The following is a 19,921-nucleotide window of genomic DNA, read 5'->3' as shown; positions in this document are numbered from 1 at the left end:
CGTCATCCGAGATAGGTGCGTGCCAGCAGGTCGGAAAGCCGCTCCAGTTCGCGCGCCAGCTGCTGGTAGACTTCGACAGTCATGGTTTCCGGCGTCATGACGGCCAGTCCCGAATGCAGCCGCATGGCCTCGCGGTAGAAGGGCGACATCTGGCCGTTGACGAAAGCGTTCGGCAGCTGCTCCACCTCGCGGTGGATCTCGTTCATCTGGAAGAGGATCGAGCGCGGGTTGAGGGGATCGAGCGCCAGCAGGTCCGTTACCGTCAGGCGTGCTGTATTGACGTTGTAGCGGCGGCGATGGGTCATGACGCTGTCGCCGATCTCAAGCAGCATGTCGAGAGCGCCATCGGGCGCATCGGGGCCGGACATGTGGCCGAGCAGCCGCGTCATGTGGAGGCCGCGCTCGATATAGCGGCCGAGCGACAGGAAACGCCAGCCGGTGAAGCGGTACATGTTTTCATGCACGAGACCGGCAAAGCCTGCGAGCTTGCGCAGCAGGATCGTCATGGCGTGGCTGGCGTCATCGCCGTGCTTGACGCCTTCCTTGAAGCGGCGTGCCGTCTTTGCGAGGTCGTTCAGGGCAAGCCAGCCGTCAGGCGAGAAGCGGTCGCGAATGTTGCTTGCCGAATAGACGGCGCTATCGATGTTGCGCAGCAGGGTTTCCGGCACCGCCTGCTTGGTGTCGATGTCGATGGCGGCAAGATAAGCACTGACATCGGCAAGCAGCGGCTGGTTCGGATCGGCCGCTTCGGCAAAACGCCCATGCCAGGCGCGCAGGATGCGCAAGGCGCCTTCCGCACGCTCGATATAGCGGCCAAGCCAGAAGAGATTGTCGGCGGCTCGGCTCGGCAGGCTGCCCGGCATGTTGCGGGTGAAGGTCTCTTCGGCCGGCAGCAGCGTATGGGCTTCGACGGGCTTGTCCGAGACGATCCACACGTCGGCCGCCGAGCCGCCGGCCTGCATGGCAATGGCCGCGACATCGTCACCGCTGCCGATGCGGGCGAAACCGCCCGGCATGATCTGCCAGCCATTGTCGGTGCGGGCAGCGAAGACGCGCAGGCTCATGGGACGCGGTGTGAGCTTGCCGTTGACCCAGGCCGGCGTCGTTGACAGCGTGACGACCTCCTGGCCGACGAGCTTCTGCCCTTCGGTCGCGAGCCAATCCGCAATCGAGTCCCGGGCGGTGCTGCGCAAGGTCGAACCCAGCACGGATTGGCCGTTGTCGTCGAAAAAGGGCATGCGGGAATAGGCCGGCCCGATGACCATCTTCTCGATATTGGCGGCGACATGTTCCCGCTCGCTCTTCTGGCCGCACCACCACGTCGCGATCGACGGCAGCTTCAATTCCTCGCCGCGCAAGTGCCGACAGATGGTCGGCATGAAGGCGAGCAAGGCGCGCGTCTCGAGAATGCCAGAGCCGAGCGCGTTGACGATCGTCACCGTTTGCGCCCGCAAAGCCTCGACCATGCCGGGCGTGCCGATATGGGAATGCTGGTTGAGTTCCAGCGGATCGGCGTAGGCGGCATCGAGGCGGCGCCAGAGCACGCTGATCGGCCGCAAGCCGGCAACGGTGCGCACCATCAGCTGATCGTTGACGACGGTGATGTCCTCGCCTTCCAGCAGCATGAAGCCGAGGTAGCGGGCGATATAGGCGTGTTCGTAATAGGTTTCGTTGGCAGGGCCGGGCGTCAGGACGGCGACGCGCCCTTCGCCGCTTCGCTTGCCACCCAGCAGGGCATCGCGAAAAGCACCGAAGAAGGAGGCGAGGCGATGGACCTTGGTTTCGGCGTAGATATCAGAGAAGGCGCGGGTAGTGGCGACGCGGGTTTCCAGTGCAAAGCCGGCGCCGGACGGTGCCTGTGCGCGATCGGCGAGCACCCACCAGTTGCCATCGGGTCCGCGGCCGACTTCGAACGCCAGGAAATGCAGGTAATGGCCGCTTGCCGGATTGACGCCGACCAGCGGGCGCAGGAATTCCGGATTGGCCGCAATCAAGGCAGGCGGCAGCAATCCCTCGCTGACCAGCCGGCTGTCGCCATAGATGTCGGCGATGATCGATTCCAATAGATCGGCGCGCTGCTGCAGGCCTTCGGAAAGGGCCTGCCATTCGCGTTCGTCGATGAGCACGGGAATATGCGAAATGGGCCAGCCACGTTCGCTGACACCTGTCGTTCCATAAGCCCGATAGAAAACGCCGGCGTCGCGCAGATAGCGGTCGGCGCGGGCGAAGCGCTCGGTCAATTCCTCTTCCGTCATGCGCGTCAGCGCGGAGAGGAAGTTTTGCCAGACTGGGCGGACAGCGCCGGTATTGTCGACCATTTCGTCGGCGACACCGGGCAAGGGACGATAGGCAAAGGCCGGCGCCTTGGCAGTGCCGGTCTTTACCTCATCCCGTCGTTCCGTCGCCGGTTTTCTACCCATGCATGGTTCCGTCTCAAATTCCTGCCGGTCGCCTGAGATCGAGCGTCAGCGGGAATTCCACCGATGCGGTCTCCGGTCTTACGGCATAGCCACCCGCTGTATGCCCCCAAGGCTCGAAACGCGCAAGACGTCGCGCTTCCGCCTCGTTGCCATTAACGGGGAATGTGTCGTAGTTCCGGCCGCCCGGATGGGCAACGTGGTAGATGCAGCCGCCGATCGAGCGCTGCGACCATGTATCATAGATATCGAAGGTCAGCGGCGTATCGATCGGCAGAACCGGGTGCAGGCCCGAGGCCGGATGCCATGCCTTGTAGCGCACGCCGGCAACCGAGACGCCCGCCATTCCCGTTGGCGTCAGCGGCACAGGGCGGCCGTTGCAGGTTACCATATAGCGGGAGGGATTTGATGTTTCGAAGCGAACCTGCAGGCGCTCGACCGACGAATCGACATAACGGACGGTGCCGCCGATCGCACCTTCTTCGCCCATGACATGCCACGGCTCCAGCGCTTGGCGCAGCTCCAGCTTGCTGCCCTCATACTCGACTTCGCCGCAGAAGGGGAAGCGGAATTCGAGCTGCGCCTGGAACCATTCCGGCCGCAGGTCGAAACCGTTTTCGCGGAGATCCGAGAGTACGTCGAGGAAATCCTGCCAGATGTAATGCGGCAGCATGAAGCGATCATGCAGCGTCGTGCCCCAGCGCACGAATCGGCCATCGATCGGATTGCGCCAGAAGCGGGCGATGAGCGCGCGCACCAGCAATTGCTGGGCAAGACTCATGCGAGCATTCGGCGGCATTTCGAAGCCGCGGAATTCGACGAGGCCGAGGCGCCCCGTCGGTCCGTCAGGCGAGAACAGCTTGTCGATGCAGATTTCCGAGCGGTGGGTGTTGCCGGTAACATCGGTCAGAAGATTGCGGAAGAGCCGGTCCACCAGCCACGGAAGCGGTTGCAGCCCGCGGCCCGGCGCCGGCACCTGGGCCAACGCGATTTCGAGTTCATAGAGGCTGTCGTGGCGGGCCTCGTCGATGCGCGGCGCCTGGCTTGTGGGACCGATAAACATGCCGGAGAACAGGTAGGAGAGCGAGGGATGGCGCTGCCAGTGCAGCACCAGGCTCTTCAACAGGTCGGGACGGCGCAGGAACGGGCTGTCCATGGTGCTGCGGCCGCCGACGACGACATGGTTGCCGCCGCCGGTGCCGGTGTGGCGGCCGTCGATCATGAACTTGTCGGTGCCCAGCCGGCTGGCACGCGCCTCGTCATAAACCGCCGTGGTGATATCGACGGCTTCCTTCCAGCTTGATGCAGGATGGATGTTCACCTCGATCACGCCGGGGTCGGGGGCGACGCGGATGACATTGATGCGCTCGTCCTGCGGCGGCGGATAGCCTTCGATGTGCACAGGCAGGTTCAGCGCGGCCGCGGCACGTTCGGCCGAGGCGACGAGATCGAGGTATTCCTCGACGTTGACCGTCGGCGGCATGAAGATACACAGGCGTCCGTCTCGCGGTTCGACGCTGATGGCCGTGCGCACATAGCCGCCGATATCATCGAGGGATTGCGGCATGATCGGCTGCTGGCCGGTGAAGGGCTGGAAATGGGCAGCCTGCAGCGGCCGGCCCTTGTCCTCGTTGTAATCCGGCAGCGCTTCGCGCGGGATCGTCGGGTCCATCGGGTTGATGTAGGGATATTGCGATGCCGGTATCCAGCCGAGCGAATTCAGCGGCAGGCGATAGCCGACCGGGCTGTCGCCGGGCGTCAGGAAGATGCGGCCGCGGCGCGTGCGCCACTTCTCGCTCGTCCAGCGGCGGCCGCTGGCGCGTGCATTCCATGCCTGGATTGGAAGGATATAGCCCGTCGGGCGCGTCAAGCCGCGCTCGAAAACGCGGGCCATGCGCGAGCGCTCCTCCGGGTCCTTCAGCTTCGAGTTCGAAGGGTCGACATTGTCGGGTAGATTTGCTTCCTTCACCAGCCATTCGGCCGGATCTTCGAAGGCGGGGGACACGTAGTCAGGGTCGATGTCGAGTTCGCCGGCGATCGCCGTCAACAGGCGGCCGGCATCGTCTTCGGTGACGCTATAATTGCGGCCCTCATCGGCGATCAGATCAGGGTTTGACCAGATCGGTCGGCCGTCGCGCCGCCAATAGAGCGAGAAGGTCCAGCGCGGCAGGCTTTCGCCGGGATACCATTTGCCCTGGCCGTAATGCAGGAAGCCGTTCGGCGCGAAGCGTTCGCGCAGAAGGCGGATCAGCGTATCGGCCTTTTCGCGCTTGGTCGGACCGACGGCAGCCGTATTCCATTCGTCGGATTGGAAGTCGTCGATCGACACGAACGTCGGCTCGCCGCCCATGGTCAGGCGCACGTCGTCTTGCTTGAGGATCGCGTCGACCTTTTCGCCGAGCGCGTTCAAGGCATCCCAGCTTTCGTCGGAGAAGGGCTTGGTGATGCGCGGATGCTCGGCGACGCGGGCGACCTTCATGTCGAAATCGAATTCGGTCTTGGCCTCGCCAAAATAACCGCCGGAGATCGGTGCGGCATTGCGGTAGTGCGGCGTGGCCGCGAGCGGGATGTGGCTTTCGCCGGTGAGCAGGCCCGAAGTCGGGTCGAGGCCGACCCAGCCGGCGCCGGGAAGATAGACTTCCGCCCAGGCATGCAGATCGGTGAAATCGACCTCGGTGCCGGAGGGGCCGTCGAGCGCCTTCAGGTCAGGCGTGAGCTGAATGAGGTAGCCGGAGACGAAACGGGCAGCAAGGCCGAGATGGCGCAGTATCTGAACGAGCAGCCAACTCGTGTCACGGCAGGAACCCTTGGCTTTTTCCAGCGTCTCTTCAGGCGCCTGTACGCCGGCTTCCATGCGGATGACGTAGCCGATCTCCTGCTGCAAGCGAGCATTGAGGCCGACGATCATGTCAACGGTCTTTTGTTCGGAACGGTCGAGCGTCGCGAGGAAGGTTTTCAGCTTGGGGCCTGGCTCCTCCGGCTTCATATAGATCGATAGATCCTCGCGGATGGTCTCGGGATAATCGAAGGGCCATTTGGTGGCTTCCTCTTCGACGAAGAAGTCGAAGGGATTGTAGACCGTCATGTCGGCGACCAGATCGACCTCGATCTTCAGCTCGGTCACCGGATCGGGAAAGACGAAGCGGGCGAGATAATTGCCGTAGGGGTCCTGCTGGAGGTTCACGAAATGGTTCGACGGCGTAACCTTGAGCGCGTGGCTGAGCACGCGGGTCTTGGAATGCGAGGCGGGTTTCAGGCGGATGATCTGGGGGCCGAGGCGGACCGGATTGTCGTATTTATAATGGGTGAGATGATAGATGCTCGCCTTGATCGCCATATGTCTCTTCGCCTAATCCGCATCGTTGTGCGGTGATTGCTGTTCCCTTGGGGTAGTGTGTGCAATGCAGCGAAAGAAAGCAAGGTGTCTCCCAGCGCTTCGAAAGTCCTGCAGTGTAACGCCGAAACAAAAACGGCGAGCTTTCGCCCGCCGTTCTGAAATCTTGATCTGGTTGCTTGCAATCAGCTTCTGCCGAATTCGTCCACGAGGCGGATGATGTCGTCTTCGCCGAGATAGGAGCCGGTCTGCACTTCGATCAGCTCCAGCAGGATCTTGCCAGGGTTCGATAGGCGATGCACTTCGCCGAGCGGGATATAGACCGACTCGTTTTCGCGCAGCATCTGCACGTTTTCGCCGACAGTGACTTCCGCCGTGCCCTTGACGACGATCCAGTGCTCGGAGCGATGGTGATGCTTCTGCAGCGACAGCTTCTTGCCCGGCAGCACGAAGATGCGCTTCACCTGGAAGCGCTCGCCGTTCAGCACGGAGGTATAGCCGCCCCAGGGGCGGTAAGAAGTCGGATGCGTTTCGGTGAGTTTGGCCGTCTTCTTCTCGCTCGCCAGCAGCTTGACGAGCTTGCCGACTTCCTGGCTGTCCTTGAGATGGCCGACATAGACCGCATCTTCGCTGGCGATGACGGCGACGTCCTCAAGGCCCTGCACGGCGACATGAAGGCTGTGCGACATGACGAGCGAATTCTTGGTGTTGACCAGCGTCGTGGCGCCGGCCGACACGTTGCCGCTTTCGTCACGGCTGCCGACCTTCCAGACCGCATCCCAGCTGCCGAGATCGGACCAGGTGAAGGGCGAGGGGACGACGGCGGCATTGGCCGTCTTTTCCATCAGCGCGTAGTCGATGGAAATGTCCGGGCTCTTGGAGAAATTGTCGGCGTCGAGGCGGGTGAAATCCAGATCGCGCGTCGATTTGGAGACGGCCTTGCTGGCAGCCTTTTCGACGTCGGGCGCAAATTCCTTCATCTCGGCGAGAAGCTGGGCGGCGGAGAACATGAACATGCCGGAGTTCCAGTAGAAATGGCCGCTGGCAACCATCTCCTTGGCCTTGTCCAAGGCAGGCTTCTCGACGAAGCGCTTGACCGCATGAGCGCCGGTCGCAAGCGCCTTGCCGCTTTCGATATAACCGTAGCCGGTCGCCGGCTCCGTCGGCTTGATGCCGAAGGTGACGAGCTTGCCCTGAAGGGCGGTATCGCGCGCGAGACGAACGCAATCGTAATAGGTCGTATTGGCGTCGATCTCGTAGTCGGAGCCGAGCACATGCATGATCGCGTCCTTGCCGAAGAGCTCGGTAACGAGTACGGCGGCGGCGGCGACGGCGGCGGCGGTATTGCGGGCGATCGGCTCCAGTAGCACGGCAGCGAGCTTCAGGTCGAGTTCGCGGGCCTGCTCTGCGACGAGGAAGCGGAATTCCTCATTGGTCAGGACGATCGGCGCTTCGTAGAGCTCCGGATCGGCTACACGCTCCAAAGTGTTCTGAAACAGCGTCCTGTCGCCGATGAACTGGATGAATTGCTTCGGGGCGGAAGCGCGCGACAGCGGCCACAGCCGCGTACCCTTGCCTCCTGCCATGATCACCGGAACGATCTTTGCTGCCATACTCTGCCTCTCCTAGACACTTCAACCGAGAGCGGATCGTCAAAAGCACAACCGCTGCGCTTTCCGCCATGCTCCCTCGACAACGTTCATCGCCATTGCGATATTTTTTGGCAAAACGCTAGCGCTAATATGCCAGCAGCGTAAACATTCGGCGATCTTGGCGCGGAAATCACGATGAAAGCCGACCGCACGCGCTTTTCCGAAGGAGAGAGGCAGAATCGATAGAAGCGACTCTGCCCCTCAAGATCCGCCATAGGCCAGCGAGGCCACGGCAATGATCATCGCCATGTCGGAGATTAAGCTTCTGCCCTGTCGTGCTGTTCATCGTGCACCGGCGCATGGTTGAGGCCATTGCGCCTGTTGTACCGGATGGAGGACCAGAGCGAGATGCCGATCAGAGCCGCGCCGCCAAGGCCGGTGATGACTTCCGGGATATGCGTCAGCGTCTGCACGTACATGATCACCGAAAGGATCAGGATGGCATAGAAGGCGCCGTGCTCGAGGTAGCGATAGTGGGCGAGCGTGCCCTTTTCCACCAGCATGATCGTCATGGAACGGACATACATGGCGCCGATGCCGAGGCCGATCGCGATGATGAAGAGGTTCTGGGTAAGGGCGAAGGCGCCGATGACGCCGTCGAAGGAGAAGCTGGCGTCGAGGATTTCGAGATAGAGGAAAGCGCCGAAACCGCCCTTTGCCGCTGCACTCATCGTCCTTTGCGAGGCATCCAGAAAGCCCGCCAGAACCTCCACGAGCAGGAAGGTCAGGAGGCCGTAGATCGAGGCGTGCAGGAAGGTCGTGGCATCATCACCATCGAGTACCGAGGTGAAAATGAGAACCATGATCAGCACGAAGGCGATCTCCACGCCCTTGACGGTGGCGAAATGCGCCATCCGCTTCTCGATGAAGCTGATCCAGTGCACGTCCTTTTCGTGATTGAAGAAATAGGTCAGGCCCACCATCATCAGGAAGGTGCCGCCGAAGGCAGCGATCGGCAGATGTGCCGCCTGCATGATCTCGGCATATTGCTCGGGCTTGGTGGCGGCGAGCTTCAACGCTTCCCAGGGGTTGATCCAGGCGGCGATAGCGACGATCGCCAGCGGAAAGACGATCCGCATGCCGAAGACGGCGATAATGATGCCCCAGGTCAGGAAGCGATGCTGCCAGACCGGCGTCATCTCCTTCAGCTTGTTGGCATTGACGATGGCATTGTCGAAGGAAAGCGAGATTTCGAGGACGGCCAGAACGGCACAGATGAAGAAAGCCGTGGCAAGGCCGCTGAAGGTGCCGGTGGTGTTCCAGCCGAGCAGAGCGCCGAGGGCAAGGCCGCCGATGGTAACGGCAAAAGCCCAGCCGAAATAGCCGAGCACGGATTTTGAAGCGGTGGGCGAGCTCATGGGCGCGCCTCGCCGCAGGGGGTGTGAATCCATCCGGATTGCGCGCATAGCCGCATACCGAAGACGGCATGCGGGTGAGGCATGGTCAAGCTGATCATGGAAACGATGTCCGCCGGCTCATCTGCAGGCGGTACCGACATCGCGAGAGCGCCGTGAAAACTCTCGCCAGAGGGGCCCGGCACCAAAGTTCAATCCGTCGCCGATGTCAGGGAGGCGCGGAGATAGCCCATAGTTAGTCAAGTTGCGATGCAGGTCAAGAGTTGAAATCGCGGCGGTAACAACTGTCCTTGATAGCGAGAATTGGAGGAACCAAACAGAAAGGGCTGCGTTTGCCCTCAAGGCGATCTTGAGCCGTCCGCCGCTTGGACACCACAGGCGGATCATCATCCGACAATATCGACAGACAGGAGAAGCTCCGATGAGCCCGACACCCATTCACCGCAAGTCGCAAACGCAAAAACCGGAACTGACGGAGCGGCAGAAGAAGGCGCGGCCGAATACGCTACGCCAAGCTCAGGTCCTGCCGCCGCATCAGGTGGATCTCACCCTGCATCCCGTGACACATGAGGATGTGCATGTTCCCGCTCATGTCAATGGCGCAGACCTTTCGCGCGAGGCGCCGGCCGATGCCAATCATGGCCGGAAGCCAAAGAACCAGCCGCGGCACTAACTCGGATATTGGCCGTGCGTGCGCGAATGGCCGCTACTTGTGGCGAGGTGCCTTGCCGTCGGATGTAAAGCTGCCGTTGAAGCTCATTTCGGTCGATTTCGCCGAGCATTCGATGGCGATCGGCTTGCCGGCATAGGGATTGGCGAAGGTGCAGGCGCCTTTTGCCTCCACTTTGCCGGAAATCTTGTTGCCCGCACCCGTCGAGATGACGTCGATCGGCAGCTGCGCTGTTCCCTTCTGGCTGCCTGCCTTGATGCCCTTGCCGTTGCCCTGGAAGCCAAGCATCTTGCCGCCGGACGTGAAGATGAAGGTCACGGATCCGTCAGGGCCGGTCACGCTGGCGATTTCGGCTTTGCATCCCTTGGAGGCATCGACCTTGCCGACCACGAGTTTGGCACATTTTCCGCTGACGACGGTAACGCCTTGCGACGGAAAATTTTCTACCGCACCGGCTGAGGTGGCGGCCAAGGCGGTCAATCCAAAAGCAATGCCTGCGAATCGCATAAGAGGGGCTCCTTTCAAGCCCAAGCAAATTCGCCGATCCAAATGTGGCAGTCAACCCGAGGCGGGGCTCAAACCCGAAGCCTGCTGAAATCGCCCGGATTCACGCCGGGCGATTTCAGCGTTTCACGTCTCGCTGTCGCAAGGCCATTCACGGTTCTTGCGCCACACGCTCTAATGTTGTTGAGCCGCTTCCGGGACGAGCGAGCCGATCAACTGCAGCAGGGCATTCTGGCGGTTGCCGCCCCCGGCCAGGAATTCATAGAGGGTCATGCTCTTCTCGCTGCCGCCGTCGACGGTATAATCCGCCTGGCGGATGACGTAGACCTCGCCGCTTTCGGTGTCGCGGGCGAGGTGAAACATATATTCATCGCCGTTGGGCTTGTGGTTCTTGTAGAACTGCCGCTTCACCACCGTCATCTCGTCCTCCCGTATGATCGATGCGCTGATATGACAGTAGGATGACGGCGCGGCCGGAAGTCAAGCGGCTTGTGGCAGGAACTTGTGTCGCAGGCTTCGTTCAACTCGCAATCGCAGCGAACAGCAGCATGTGATTGGCTATCTTTCAAAAGACTACTATTCTCGACCTGCGCTCGAATTTTTCGGGACGCGGCTAGTTGGAGATCGAAGCACATGAAAATGATGTTAGCGCTGGGAGCGATTTTGAGCCTGGCATGCGTCTCTGCCGGTGAGGCGCCTTCGAATTATCAGACCTACCACGGCGGCATTCGCGCCGACAGCGATCCGGTGGTGCTGGCAAGATACGACAGGGCGCTCAATCGTTGCGAGCCCGAAGCCTATTCCTGGCGGCGCGGATCGCCGGATGCGAACAGCACGCTTTATTGGCTGGCCTTGCGGGATTGCCTCTACCGCCAGGGCTTCGTCGATCGTGGCGTCTATGCCTATCCGACGACGGCGGTGTTCCGGCATTTTCTGGATCGGTGACGGTCAACAACCGTTGCCGCTTGGCGAACACCCTGGCAATGCAAAAATCTCTGCGCCAAGCATGGGCATGGTCAAACGGCAGGAAATGAAAAAGGCCTTTCGATTTCTCGAAAGGCCTTGCTTTTCAGCTAATTAGGATGGTGGGCGTGACAGGGATTGAACCTGTGACCCCTACGATGTCAACGTAGTGCTCTCCCGCTGAGCTACACGCCCATCCGATGGCGGCGCATAGATCACAAAACCTTGGTTGCCGTCAATAGGCTTTTTTTCGGTTTTGTGACGAGGCCGCCAGAAGCCTTACGCAGCAAGGAGTTTGTTGACTTCGTCGACGAGTTCGCGAAGGTGGAAAGGCTTGGAAAGGACCTTGGCATCCTTCGGCGCCTTCGAATCGGGGTTCAAAGCGACGGCGGCAAAGCCGGTGATGAACATCACCTTCAGATCGGGGTCGAGCTCGGTGGCGCGGCGCGCCAGCTCGATGCCGTCCATCTCAGGCATGACAATGTCAGTCAAAAGCAGCGAGAACGGCTCTTCGCGCAGCCGGTCGTAAGCGCTGGCTCCATTGTCAAAGGACAAGACCTTGTAGCCGGCTTTTTCGAGTGCCTTCACGAGAAAGCGACGCATGTCGTTGTCGTCTTCGGCAAGAAGTATCTTCTGGGTCATCATCTCTATCGCTAATCAACTTTGTCTTGTTGGACTCGTCCAGCGTTTAGGGTACCGCGACGCCGTAAACAAGCCGTGAATGGTCAGCCAAAACGCGCCATTCGAGCATTTGTTCGAAGCATAGGTGCATTCAGCGAAAACGTCTTGCGTTTTCGCTGACCATACATCCGAGATTCCGAATACGGTGTTTTGGATTAAGGCCATTTTGCTCAAGTTACTATGGACTTGCGGTCATGCAACTGGCAACATGATTGCTGCGACAAGTTGTTGACATGGTAAAGACGTTTATGTCCGCGGAAATGCGTAGTTTCGAGATTTTCGAGGTATTGGAGCCCGCCTCCCAGACGATACCGTTTGTCTACAGCTCGCCTCATAGTGGTCGCATCTATCCCCCCGATTTCGTCGCCCAATCCCGCCTGCAGGGCATCGCCATCCGCCGCTCTGAGGATCATTATGTCGACGAGCTTTTTTCGGCGGCAAGTTCTCTCGGTGCGCCGCTTCTGTTTGCCAATTTTCCACGTGCCTATATCGACGTGAATCGCGAGCCCTATGAGCTCGATCCGCGCATGTTCGACGGTGCGTTGCCATCCTACGCGAACATCAATTCGCTGCGGGTCGCCGGCGGTCTTGGCACGATCCCGCGAATCGTTGCCGAAAACATGGAAATCTATGCCCGGCGTGTGCCGGTGGAAGATGCGCTGAAGCGAATCGACACCATCTACAAGCCCTATCATGCCACGCTGCGGCGGCTGATTGCGCGCACCCATGTCAAATTCGGTTTCGGCGTGCTGGTCGATTGTCACTCCATGCCGGGCAATATCCGTATCGCCGGCAGCAACATGCGGCCCGATTTCATCCTCGGCGATCGCTACGGCACCAGCGCCTCGGCCGAGCTGTCGCGCGCGGCCATGCAAATCCTCGAGGAACTCGGCTTCAACGCGGTACGCAACAAGCCCTATGCAGGTGGTTTCATTACCGAACATTACGGCCGTCCCTCCCGCGGGCTGCATGCCCTGCAGATAGAGGTCAACCGTTCGCTTTATGTCGATGAGACGACACTTGAAAAACGCCCGGATTTCGACAAGGTCGCCGCCGGCATCACGCTTTTCATGAAGCGCATGGCCGAGCACGTAGAATCCTATACGGGCGATCCGGCGCTGGCGGCGGAATAGCGGGTGTTTTTGCGCCGGGGCTTGCCGAAGGACGCGAGCGGGAAAGACAACTCAAACCTTAAGCTTTAGAAACAGGCAGATTTTTATATGCGCGCAAATCAGCCGATGCGCTGACGCGGGCATTGGATGCTGGGGTCGCCGCGGAAGGCGGAGCATTTGCGACAAGGTGAAATGTAGCGAGGGTTGATGCATAGGGGCGCCGTTGAGGTTACCTACACCGACGAAATTGTGCGTGACGCTGTCAGGACTTTTGTTTGGCGGCGGGGGATCGTCGGTCAGAAAGGATTATGGGCGGCAGAGGTTGTGTTGATTGCTCTCCTCATTTGGCTGCCTTTGAGGGGGGAGCAGGGTTGGCTGTTTGGTGTCGTCAGCGTTATCGCCATTCTTCCTCCTTGCCTGACCATCGCAATGTGGGTTGCGCATCATCGTAACACAGTGGGAAAATTCCGCAGGATGACAAGCCGTCGAGCGGACTTCATGTTTCTTGATGAAGGGCTTGAGGTGGCATCCGAATTGGGGTCGGCGAGAATTCCATGGTCCGGCGTCACCGAGATTTGGGAGCGGCCGGCCTACTGGATGATATTTACGGCTTCAAACCAGTTCATGACGCTACCCCTCCGAACGCTATCAGCCGATGGCCGCGACTTTCTGCGATCCAAAGTGCCGATTGCGGTGCGGCAAAAGACCTAGATCGTGAAGGAAGCGAGCGGCCTTGCGCGCCGAGGGCGAAATCAGCTTTGCGTCTGCCGCGCTATTTCCCCAGCAAAAAAAGAACCGCGCTTGTGGCGCGGCTAAGTCTAGGGAGGAAACACCCAAGGAGGGTATTTACAGTCAGAAGACTGCAGGTGGATGTTGCTACCGCATTGCACAAATGTCAAGCATTTTATTGCAGTGCAAAATATTTAGGCAGATTCGGAAATCCTGCCTTATCTGCAGGCATTGCGCCCAGCGCGTCATCATCCGGTTTGCTTCACGGCTTATATGCGTTATGACATCGCCATCCCGCCACTTATCCGGATTCACCATGCTTCCCGATCGCTCGTTCTTCTATCGTCTGGCTGAAGCGGCCAAGGCCGAAACCCTGCCGCGCTTCCGTGCCGGCATCGATGTGGTCAACAAGGAAGCCAAGGGCTTCGATCCGGTGACGGAAGGCGATCGTGCCGCCGAAGAGGCGATTCGCGCGCTGATCGAGGCCGAATTTCCCGATCATGGTATTCTCGGCGAAGAACATGGCAATGTCGGGCTCGACCGCGAGCACGTCTGGGTGATCGACCCGATCGACGGCACGCGCGCCTTCATTTCGGGCGTTCCGGTGTGGGGAACGCTGATCGGCCTGCAGAAGAACGGCCGAGCCACCATGGGCCTGATCGACCAGCCCTTCACCGGCGAGCGCTATTTCGCCGATGGCAATGGCGCCACCTATTCCGGTCCGGATGGTGAGAGGCGGCTCAAGGTCCGCGATTGCGGCGCTCTTTCCAACGCGATCCTCTTCACCACGTCGCCGCATCTCTTCGTCGGCGATGAGCTTGCCAAATATCGCGAAATCGAGAGCCAGGTCCGGCTCTTCCGTTACGGTTGCGATTGCTATGCCTATGCGCTGCTTGCGGCGGGCCATATCGATCTTGTTATCGAGAATTCGCTGAAGCCCTATGATGTCGGCGGCATCATTCCCGTGGTCGAGCAGGCCGGCGGCATCATGACCACCTGGGATGGCGGTCGTCCCGAGATGGGCGGAACGATCATTGCAGCCGGCAGCCGCGCGATTTACCAGCAGGCCCTGGCTGTTCTGTCTCGCTAAGCCGTTCAGGCCTCCGCTTCGATCTCATAGGCATTGGTCTCCGCGTCGCTGCCTGGGATGAAGGCGTGGATCGCGGCGAGCGCCTGATTGCGATAGATATCGCGCTCCTGCAGGATTTCATGCTTGGCGCCGTGAACCGGCACCAGCTGTGCGGCGCGGAAATAGCGCGACAGCCGCTCCTGATCGGCATAGGGCACGACGCCATCGCGCGTCGGCGCGATCAGGACGGTCGGAATCTGAATCGAAAACAAATGTTCCGGCATGTTGACCCGCTCGATCGCCCGCAAGGCCTGCGATAGCCAGCGCGCCGTCGGCGGTCCCAGGCAAAGCTGCGGATAGGTGATGCCGATGCCGATGTTGCGCCGGTAGCGCTGTTCGTCCGTCGTCAGCGGATTGTCGGCGAAGGATTTCTCCTTGAACTTCTTGCTGAACTGTATGCGGCCGAGACCGATGTTGCTGACCGTGCCGGAGATGAAGCGGATCAGGCCGGGAGAGGCGCCGTGACCGGTGAGGCCGATGAAGGGCGCTGACAGCACCATGCGGTCGATACGGGTCGCAAGCCTCGGGGCGGCGGACAGGGCGATCAGCGCGCCGGTCGAATGTGCAAGGAGAAAGAAGGGCAGGCGCGTATCCGGCAGGACGATCTTGTCGAGGAAGGCGTTCAGGTCACGCTCATAGTCAGAAAAGCGGCCGATGTGGCCGCGCAAGGGATCCTTCAGCAGCCGTTCCGATCCGCCTTGACCGCGCAGATCGAAGGTCGCGACCCAAAGGCCCTTGGCCGTCAGATCGCGGATTGTCTCGAAATATTTTTCCATGAATTCGTTGCGGCCCTGCAGCAGAACAACGGTTCCCTTGGCGACCGGCTGCTCGCAGCGGAAGACGGCATAACGCAGCTTGCGTCCATCGAAGCTTTCGAAGAACCCTTCGGTGCGGTTTTCCGGCACCGGATTGTCTGCTGTGGAATAGAGGATCGAATCCATGACGGTGTCGCGCCTCGCTGACCGATGTCTCATCTCAAGGGGATAGCGCAGCCCCATGGAATTGCAACAGGTTTATGGCTTTTCTCCGAACGATGCGCGCAAGGACTGACGGCATGAAGATCGTCCTAATCAGCTCTTCGGTGTCGCACCGCGCCGTTCCAGCGCGGTTTTGCGAATGATCTCGGCGATCTCCGGGCTGCTGCTCGACAGCATTTGAAAATCCGAAGCATAGAGCGACAGCAGCGAGACTTCGGTCGCGGCGCTGACGGTTGCCGAGCGGGGCTCGCCGGTGATCAGAGCCATCTCGCCGAAGAAGCTGCCGGAGCCAAGTTCCACCGGGTTCGGCGTGGCGACGCTGACGCGGCCCTCGACGATGAAATACATCTGGTCGCCAGCCTCGCCCTTGCGGCAGATGATGCCGCCGGCCGGTACGACACGGGGTCTGAGCGCCCGCACGATCTCGATGAGCGCGCCGGAGCCGAGCTTCTGAAACAGCGGAACTCCTGCGACCAGCTGCCAATTGCGCACGAAATCCTGGCGACGGACTTCCTCGTAGAAACCAGTGGCAAGGATACCGGCCCAGAGCGCGAAGATGCCGATTCCGCTCATCATGACCAGCCCGGCCAGGATGCGGCCGGCGAAACTTTGCGGAATCTCGTCGCCATAGCCCGTGGTCGAGAGCGTAGTGACGGCCCACCACATCGCGAGCGGAATGCTGCCGAACTTGTCAGGCTGGACGTCGCGTTCGATGATATAGGCCGCGAGAGCGGCGACGAACAACACGATGCCGAAGATCGAGGTGACGCCGATCAGGTTGCGCGCCTCTTTCGTCAGCACCCGGCCCAGCAGCCGGAAGAATGTGGAGCCGCGCAGCGGCTTCAAGAGCCAGATGGCGCAATAGAGGCTCTGGTCGCGCCCGCGGATGAAAAGGAAAGCCACCAGGGGGATTAAAACGGCAAGGACATCAACGGCGATTTCGACCCTCGCGCCGCGAACGTCCTTCGCCCGCTGCATGACCAGAGTCTCGATCAATTGGAAAACATAGGCGGCCCATACGCAGATGAGCAGGATCTGCAAGGCGAGCCTGGTCTCTCCGCTGATGTCAGGCGTCGTCAGCGCCGCCACCGTCAATAGACCGACTGCCGCGAGCACCGCGTTCAGCGATGTGAGAATCTTCGAGAAAGGAAGCGCCGACATTCATTACCCCGGGTGGGCCGCCATTTGTCTGAGAATAGGATGCCTTCCGTCCAAACGTAAAGAGCCGGCCGGACATGCCCAACAGACGATATTTAGCGCCTTCCGATGTTATCGTTGGCCGACATCAAGCGGAAAGCCTTTGAAAGGCTTGATCTCCTTGAGCACGAACGTCGTCTGCATCTCCTTGATGCGCGGCAGGCGGCGCACCACCGCCATGGCAAAATCGGCATAGCTGTCGAGATCGGCGGCCACGACCTGTAGCAGGAAATCCGCGTCGCCGGCGATGCTGTAGCAGGCGACGACCTCGCTGAGCTTCAGCACATCGCGCGAGAATTCCTCGGCCTCCGCCTCACTGTGGCTGTCGATCTTCACCCGGATGAAGGCAAGGACGCCGAGGCCGATCTGACGCCTGTCGAGAGCAGCCGCATAGCCCTGGATCACGCCGGTTTCTTCCAGCTGGCGCACGCGCCGCCAGCATGGTGAGGTCGAAAGCCCGACTTCCGACGACAGCGCCTGGTTGGTCAGACGCCCGTCCTTTTGCAGCGCGCCGAGAATTTTCAGGTCGATGGGTTCGAGCGTTGCGGGCATATATGGCCTCGATGAAATGCAATGTGGGTAATATCTACCTTCTATCATCGATTTTACGCAATGAAAGGTAAGAATTCCCTCGATATTGGAGATACTCTGCGGATCATGCCGACAACAATAAAAGGTTTCACATGCTCCCCGATATCCGTCTTGCCATCGTCATCAATCCAGCACTGCCGCTCGGGCTGATCGCGAATACCGCAGGTGCCATCGCGATTGGGTTGGGCGCTCGCTTTCCCGCCCTTGCGGCACAACAATTGGCTGACCGGCAAGAGCGGGCGATAGACATCAGCTCGAACTTGCCGGTTCCGATGCTGCAAGCCGATGCCGACGCCATCAGATCGCTGCTTTTGAAGGCACTGCCGCAGCAAGGAGAGCGAGCCGTCGTCGTCTTTCCGGCTTTCGCGCGGTCTCTGCACGATTACAGGGAATATGAGGCTACATTTCCCGGTCGCGATCTTGCCGAAGAGGTGATCGATGGTCTGGGAATAGCCGGCCCGTCGAAATGGGTGAAGTCGCTCACCGGTTCGCTGAAGTTGCTGCGTTAGCTAGTTTGACGCAATTCCGGACGGAAAAGCGCTTCACACTTTTCCTGGAATTGTTTGGGCGGTCCAAAAGAAAAAAGGCCGGCTTGCGGAGATAGAGAGATCCGCTTCGCCGGCCGAGCAAGGACTGAAGAAGAAGGGACGATACACTTCAGTCATCGGACGATGGTGTTCCGATGGTTTGGACGATAGGCCCGCCAGCCTGAACGGGTTCCGAACCAGCCGTTCATCTGCGGTTCACGCAGTGATTTTCTGCAAAACAGGGGCAGCGGTGCAGGGGGCTTGAACTCCGGAAAAGCGATCCCCATCTCTTTTTCGCGGGTGCCAAACGGGCTCGCGGAACCGTCCCGAGGCCGCCAGGAGTGGGGTCATGGGACAAAGATTGAAATCGCAATTGTCGCTCACAGGAGGACTCCATGCGTCACGTAGACTTCTCTCCCCTTTACCGTTCCACCGTCGGTTTCGACCGCCTTTTCACCATGCTCGACAGCCTTGGTCAGCCGGATCAGGCCCAGACCTATCCGCCCTACAACATCGAGCGCACGGGTGAAAACACCTATCGCATCACCATGGCCGTTGCCGGTTTCGATGAAAAGGAACTGAGCATCGAGGCCCATGCCCATGTCCTTCAGGTCAAGGGCGAAAAGAGCGAAGAGCCGGCTGAAACCAGCGAATATCTCTATCGCGGCATCGCCAAGCGCGCCTTCGAGCGTCGCTTCCAGCTCGCCGATCATGTCGAGGTCCAGGCTGCTTCCCTGAAGAATGGTTTGCTGCACATCGATCTGCTGCGCAACATTCCGGAAGCCATGAAGCCCCGCCGGATCTCCATTGCGGCCGAGGCCGTGGAAACCCCGAAGGCCATCGAGGCACACATAAACTAATGCGGGCTGACGGCCTTAATCCGTTATGCCCGGGCTGACGGTCTTAGGCCGTCACGCCTTTGATCCTCCCAAGATCAAAAAGAAGCGGCGTCCATTCGGGCGCCGCTTTTCTTTTGTCGTGACCTTGAAGGCTTAGGCCGCGTTGGTTGCTTCGCCCGATTTCGTGCCCGCCTGTGCCTTCGCAGCCTCGCGCCGCTTGGCGGCATCGGCATATTTCTGGGCAAGCACGGCGCAGGTCATCAGCTGGATCTGATGAAACAGCATGAGCGGCAGCACAATGGCGCCGATGCCCTGGCCGGCGAAAATGACGTTGGCCATCGGCACGCCGCTTGCCAGCGATTTCTTCGAGCCGCAGAAGGTGATGGTGATCTCGTCGGCCTTTTCGAACCCGAGAGCGCGGCTGCCGAACATGGTGATGCAGAGCACCATCGCCAGAAGCACCATGTTTGCGATGATGACCGTGACGATATCGAGCACGGAAAAGGTGTGCCACAGACCTTCGACCACGGCCTCGCTGAAGGCGGAATAGACGACCATGAGGATCGAACCGCGATCGACCGGCATGAGGATTTTCTTCTTCGAGCGGATCCAGTCGCCGATCCACGGCTGCAGCAGCTGGCCGGCGATGAAGGGAGCGAGCAGCTGCAGCATGATCTGCCACAGAACATCCCAGGAAAAGCCGCCGCCCTGGCCGCCGACCGAAAAGAGGATGCCGACGAGCAGCGGCGTCAGGAACATGCCGAAGATGTTCGAGGCCGACGCGGAGCAGATCGCGGCCGGCACATTGCCGCCGGCGATGGAGGTGAAGGCGATGGAGGACTGTACGGTCGAGGGTAGTACGCTCAAAAACAGCATGCCGGTATAGAGCGATACGGGCAGAATGCTGTCCGGGACGATATGGCCCATGGCCAGCACCAGCAGCGGAAAGATGCCGAAGGTCGTCAACAGGATGACGAGGTGCAGCCGCCAATGCAGCATGCCGGCGATGACGACATCGCGCGAGAGGCGCGCGCCATGCAGGAAGAATAAAAGGCCAATGGCGAAGTTGGTGGCAATGCCGAAATAGTGGGCGCTTGCCCCCTGCACCGGAAAGAAGGATGCCGTCAGAACGGTAAGCACCAGCAGCATGGTGAAGGTGTCTGGAAGAAAGCGGCGCATCGTGCCTACCCCAATCGCATTTGCAAGTCGTCATGATTAGTCCCTTGCAGATAGACCTATTGTGA

General features: G+C 60.2%; 19 protein-coding genes and 1 tRNA gene. 7 read left to right on the top strand and 13 right to left on the bottom strand.

Annotation, left to right across the window (positions count from 1 at the left end):
• Nucleotides 1-2 precede the first annotated feature (2 nt).
• From AC13Q5_RS27520 to AC13Q5_RS27505, 4 genes are all read right to left on the bottom strand, one after another.
• Nucleotides 3-2,420 (bottom strand): circularly permuted type 2 ATP-grasp protein, encoded by a 2,418-nt coding sequence (locus tag AC13Q5_RS27520; protein WP_075851649.1) that lies wholly within the window; start codon nucleotides 2,418-2,420, stop codon nucleotides 3-5.
• A gap of 13 nt (nucleotides 2,421-2,433) precedes the next feature.
• Nucleotides 2,434-5,754, bottom strand: coding sequence for a transglutaminase family protein (locus AC13Q5_RS27515; RefSeq protein WP_488503844.1), 3,321 nt, complete (start codon nucleotides 5,752-5,754; stop codon nucleotides 2,434-2,436).
• A 182-nt stretch (nucleotides 5,755-5,936) separates the two neighbouring features.
• A complete protein-coding gene (locus AC13Q5_RS27510) occupies nucleotides 5,937-7,364 on the bottom strand; it encodes a mannose-1-phosphate guanylyltransferase/mannose-6-phosphate isomerase (RefSeq protein WP_075851647.1) in 1,428 nt (475 codons plus the stop codon).
• 296 nt (nucleotides 7,365-7,660) lie between these two features.
• On the bottom strand, nucleotides 7,661-8,761 hold the full coding sequence (locus tag AC13Q5_RS27505) for a DUF475 domain-containing protein (RefSeq protein WP_075851646.1): 1,101 nt from the start codon (nucleotides 8,759-8,761) through the stop codon (nucleotides 7,661-7,663).
• Between the two features lie 418 nt (nucleotides 8,762-9,179).
• On the opposite strand from AC13Q5_RS27505, the gene AC13Q5_RS27500 reads away from it, so the two are divergent.
• Entirely contained in the window at nucleotides 9,180-9,431 is a 252-nt protein-coding gene (locus AC13Q5_RS27500) for a hypothetical protein (protein WP_075851645.1), read from the top strand.
• A gap of 33 nt (nucleotides 9,432-9,464) precedes the next feature.
• On the opposite strand, the gene AC13Q5_RS27495 is transcribed toward AC13Q5_RS27500, so the two are convergent.
• Both AC13Q5_RS27495 and AC13Q5_RS27490 read right to left on the bottom strand, forming a co-directional pair.
• Nucleotides 9,465-9,935: a hypothetical protein gene (locus tag AC13Q5_RS27495; RefSeq protein ID WP_075851644.1), complete on the bottom strand. Its 471-nt coding sequence runs from the start codon at nucleotides 9,933-9,935 to the stop codon at nucleotides 9,465-9,467.
• A gap of 171 nt (nucleotides 9,936-10,106) precedes the next feature.
• Nucleotides 10,107-10,352 (bottom strand): hypothetical protein, encoded by a 246-nt coding sequence (locus tag AC13Q5_RS27490; RefSeq protein ID WP_075851643.1) that lies wholly within the window; start codon nucleotides 10,350-10,352, stop codon nucleotides 10,107-10,109.
• 213 nt (nucleotides 10,353-10,565) lie between these two features.
• Between AC13Q5_RS27490 and AC13Q5_RS27485 the strand changes: the two genes are divergently transcribed.
• Nucleotides 10,566-10,877: a hypothetical protein gene (locus tag AC13Q5_RS27485; RefSeq protein ID WP_075851642.1), complete on the top strand. Its 312-nt coding sequence runs from the start codon at nucleotides 10,566-10,568 to the stop codon at nucleotides 10,875-10,877.
• A gap of 138 nt (nucleotides 10,878-11,015) precedes the next feature.
• Here the strand turns inward: AC13Q5_RS27485 and AC13Q5_RS27480 are convergent.
• Nucleotides 11,016-11,090 (bottom strand) — tRNA-Val (locus AC13Q5_RS27480).
• Between the two features lie 84 nt (nucleotides 11,091-11,174).
• The gene (gene cpdR1 / locus AC13Q5_RS27475) at nucleotides 11,175-11,537 is read right to left on the bottom strand and encodes a response regulator CpdR1 (protein WP_004117561.1); all 363 of its coding nucleotides are present in this window, start codon (nucleotides 11,535-11,537) and stop codon (nucleotides 11,175-11,177) included.
• 272 nt (nucleotides 11,538-11,809) lie between these two features.
• On the opposite strand from cpdR1, the gene AC13Q5_RS27470 reads away from it, so the two are divergent.
• Nucleotides 11,810-12,709, top strand: coding sequence for an N-formylglutamate amidohydrolase (locus tag AC13Q5_RS27470; protein WP_244557761.1), 900 nt, complete (start codon nucleotides 11,810-11,812; stop codon nucleotides 12,707-12,709).
• Here AC13Q5_RS27470 and AC13Q5_RS27465 read toward each other — a convergent pair.
• A complete protein-coding gene (locus AC13Q5_RS27465) occupies nucleotides 12,676-12,759 on the bottom strand; it encodes a hypothetical protein (protein WP_083961272.1) in 84 nt (27 codons plus the stop codon). The two genes, AC13Q5_RS27470 and AC13Q5_RS27465, sit on opposite strands and share 34 nt — an antisense overlap.
• Before the next feature lie 136 nt (nucleotides 12,760-12,895).
• Between AC13Q5_RS27465 and AC13Q5_RS27460 the strand changes: the two genes are divergently transcribed.
• Both AC13Q5_RS27460 and hisN read left to right on the top strand, forming a co-directional pair.
• Nucleotides 12,896-13,399: a YcxB family protein gene (locus AC13Q5_RS27460; protein ID WP_488503843.1), complete on the top strand. Its 504-nt coding sequence runs from the start codon at nucleotides 12,896-12,898 to the stop codon at nucleotides 13,397-13,399.
• A 334-nt stretch (nucleotides 13,400-13,733) separates the two neighbouring features.
• Complete coding sequence (hisN, locus tag AC13Q5_RS27455) at nucleotides 13,734-14,507, top strand: histidinol-phosphatase (RefSeq protein WP_488503842.1); 774 nt, start codon at nucleotides 13,734-13,736, stop codon at nucleotides 14,505-14,507.
• 5 nt (nucleotides 14,508-14,512) lie between these two features.
• On the opposite strand, the gene AC13Q5_RS27450 is transcribed toward hisN, so the two are convergent.
• From AC13Q5_RS27450 to AC13Q5_RS27440, 3 genes are all read right to left on the bottom strand, one after another.
• Nucleotides 14,513-15,487, bottom strand: coding sequence for an alpha/beta fold hydrolase (locus tag AC13Q5_RS27450; protein ID WP_075851639.1), 975 nt, complete (start codon nucleotides 15,485-15,487; stop codon nucleotides 14,513-14,515).
• Nucleotides 15,488-15,616: 129 nt separating this feature from the next.
• A complete protein-coding gene (locus AC13Q5_RS27445) occupies nucleotides 15,617-16,684 on the bottom strand; it encodes a cyclic nucleotide-gated ion channel (protein ID WP_488503841.1) in 1,068 nt (355 codons plus the stop codon).
• A 108-nt stretch (nucleotides 16,685-16,792) separates the two neighbouring features.
• Entirely contained in the window at nucleotides 16,793-17,272 is a 480-nt protein-coding gene (locus AC13Q5_RS27440) for an Lrp/AsnC family transcriptional regulator (protein WP_075851637.1), read from the bottom strand.
• Between the two features lie 131 nt (nucleotides 17,273-17,403).
• Here AC13Q5_RS27440 and AC13Q5_RS27435 point away from each other — a divergent pair, with 131 nt between their 5' ends.
• Complete coding sequence (locus tag AC13Q5_RS27435; protein WP_075851636.1) at nucleotides 17,404-17,820, top strand: DUF2000 domain-containing protein; 417 nt, start codon at nucleotides 17,404-17,406, stop codon at nucleotides 17,818-17,820.
• Between the two features lie 413 nt (nucleotides 17,821-18,233).
• Nucleotides 18,234-18,698, top strand: coding sequence for an Hsp20 family protein (locus AC13Q5_RS27430; protein WP_075851635.1), 465 nt, complete (start codon nucleotides 18,234-18,236; stop codon nucleotides 18,696-18,698).
• Nucleotides 18,699-18,830: 132 nt separating this feature from the next.
• Here the strand turns inward: AC13Q5_RS27430 and AC13Q5_RS27425 are convergent, their stop codons facing one another.
• The gene (locus AC13Q5_RS27425) at nucleotides 18,831-19,856 is read right to left on the bottom strand and encodes a bile acid:sodium symporter family protein (protein WP_488503840.1); all 1,026 of its coding nucleotides are present in this window, start codon (nucleotides 19,854-19,856) and stop codon (nucleotides 18,831-18,833) included.
• Nucleotides 19,857-19,921: the final 65 nt, after the last annotated feature.

The organism is Martinezella sp. CNPSo 3964 (assembly GCF_057784375.1).
The sequence above is the reverse complement of the archived record's forward strand: the minus strand, read 5'-3'. Positions and strand labels throughout refer to the sequence as shown.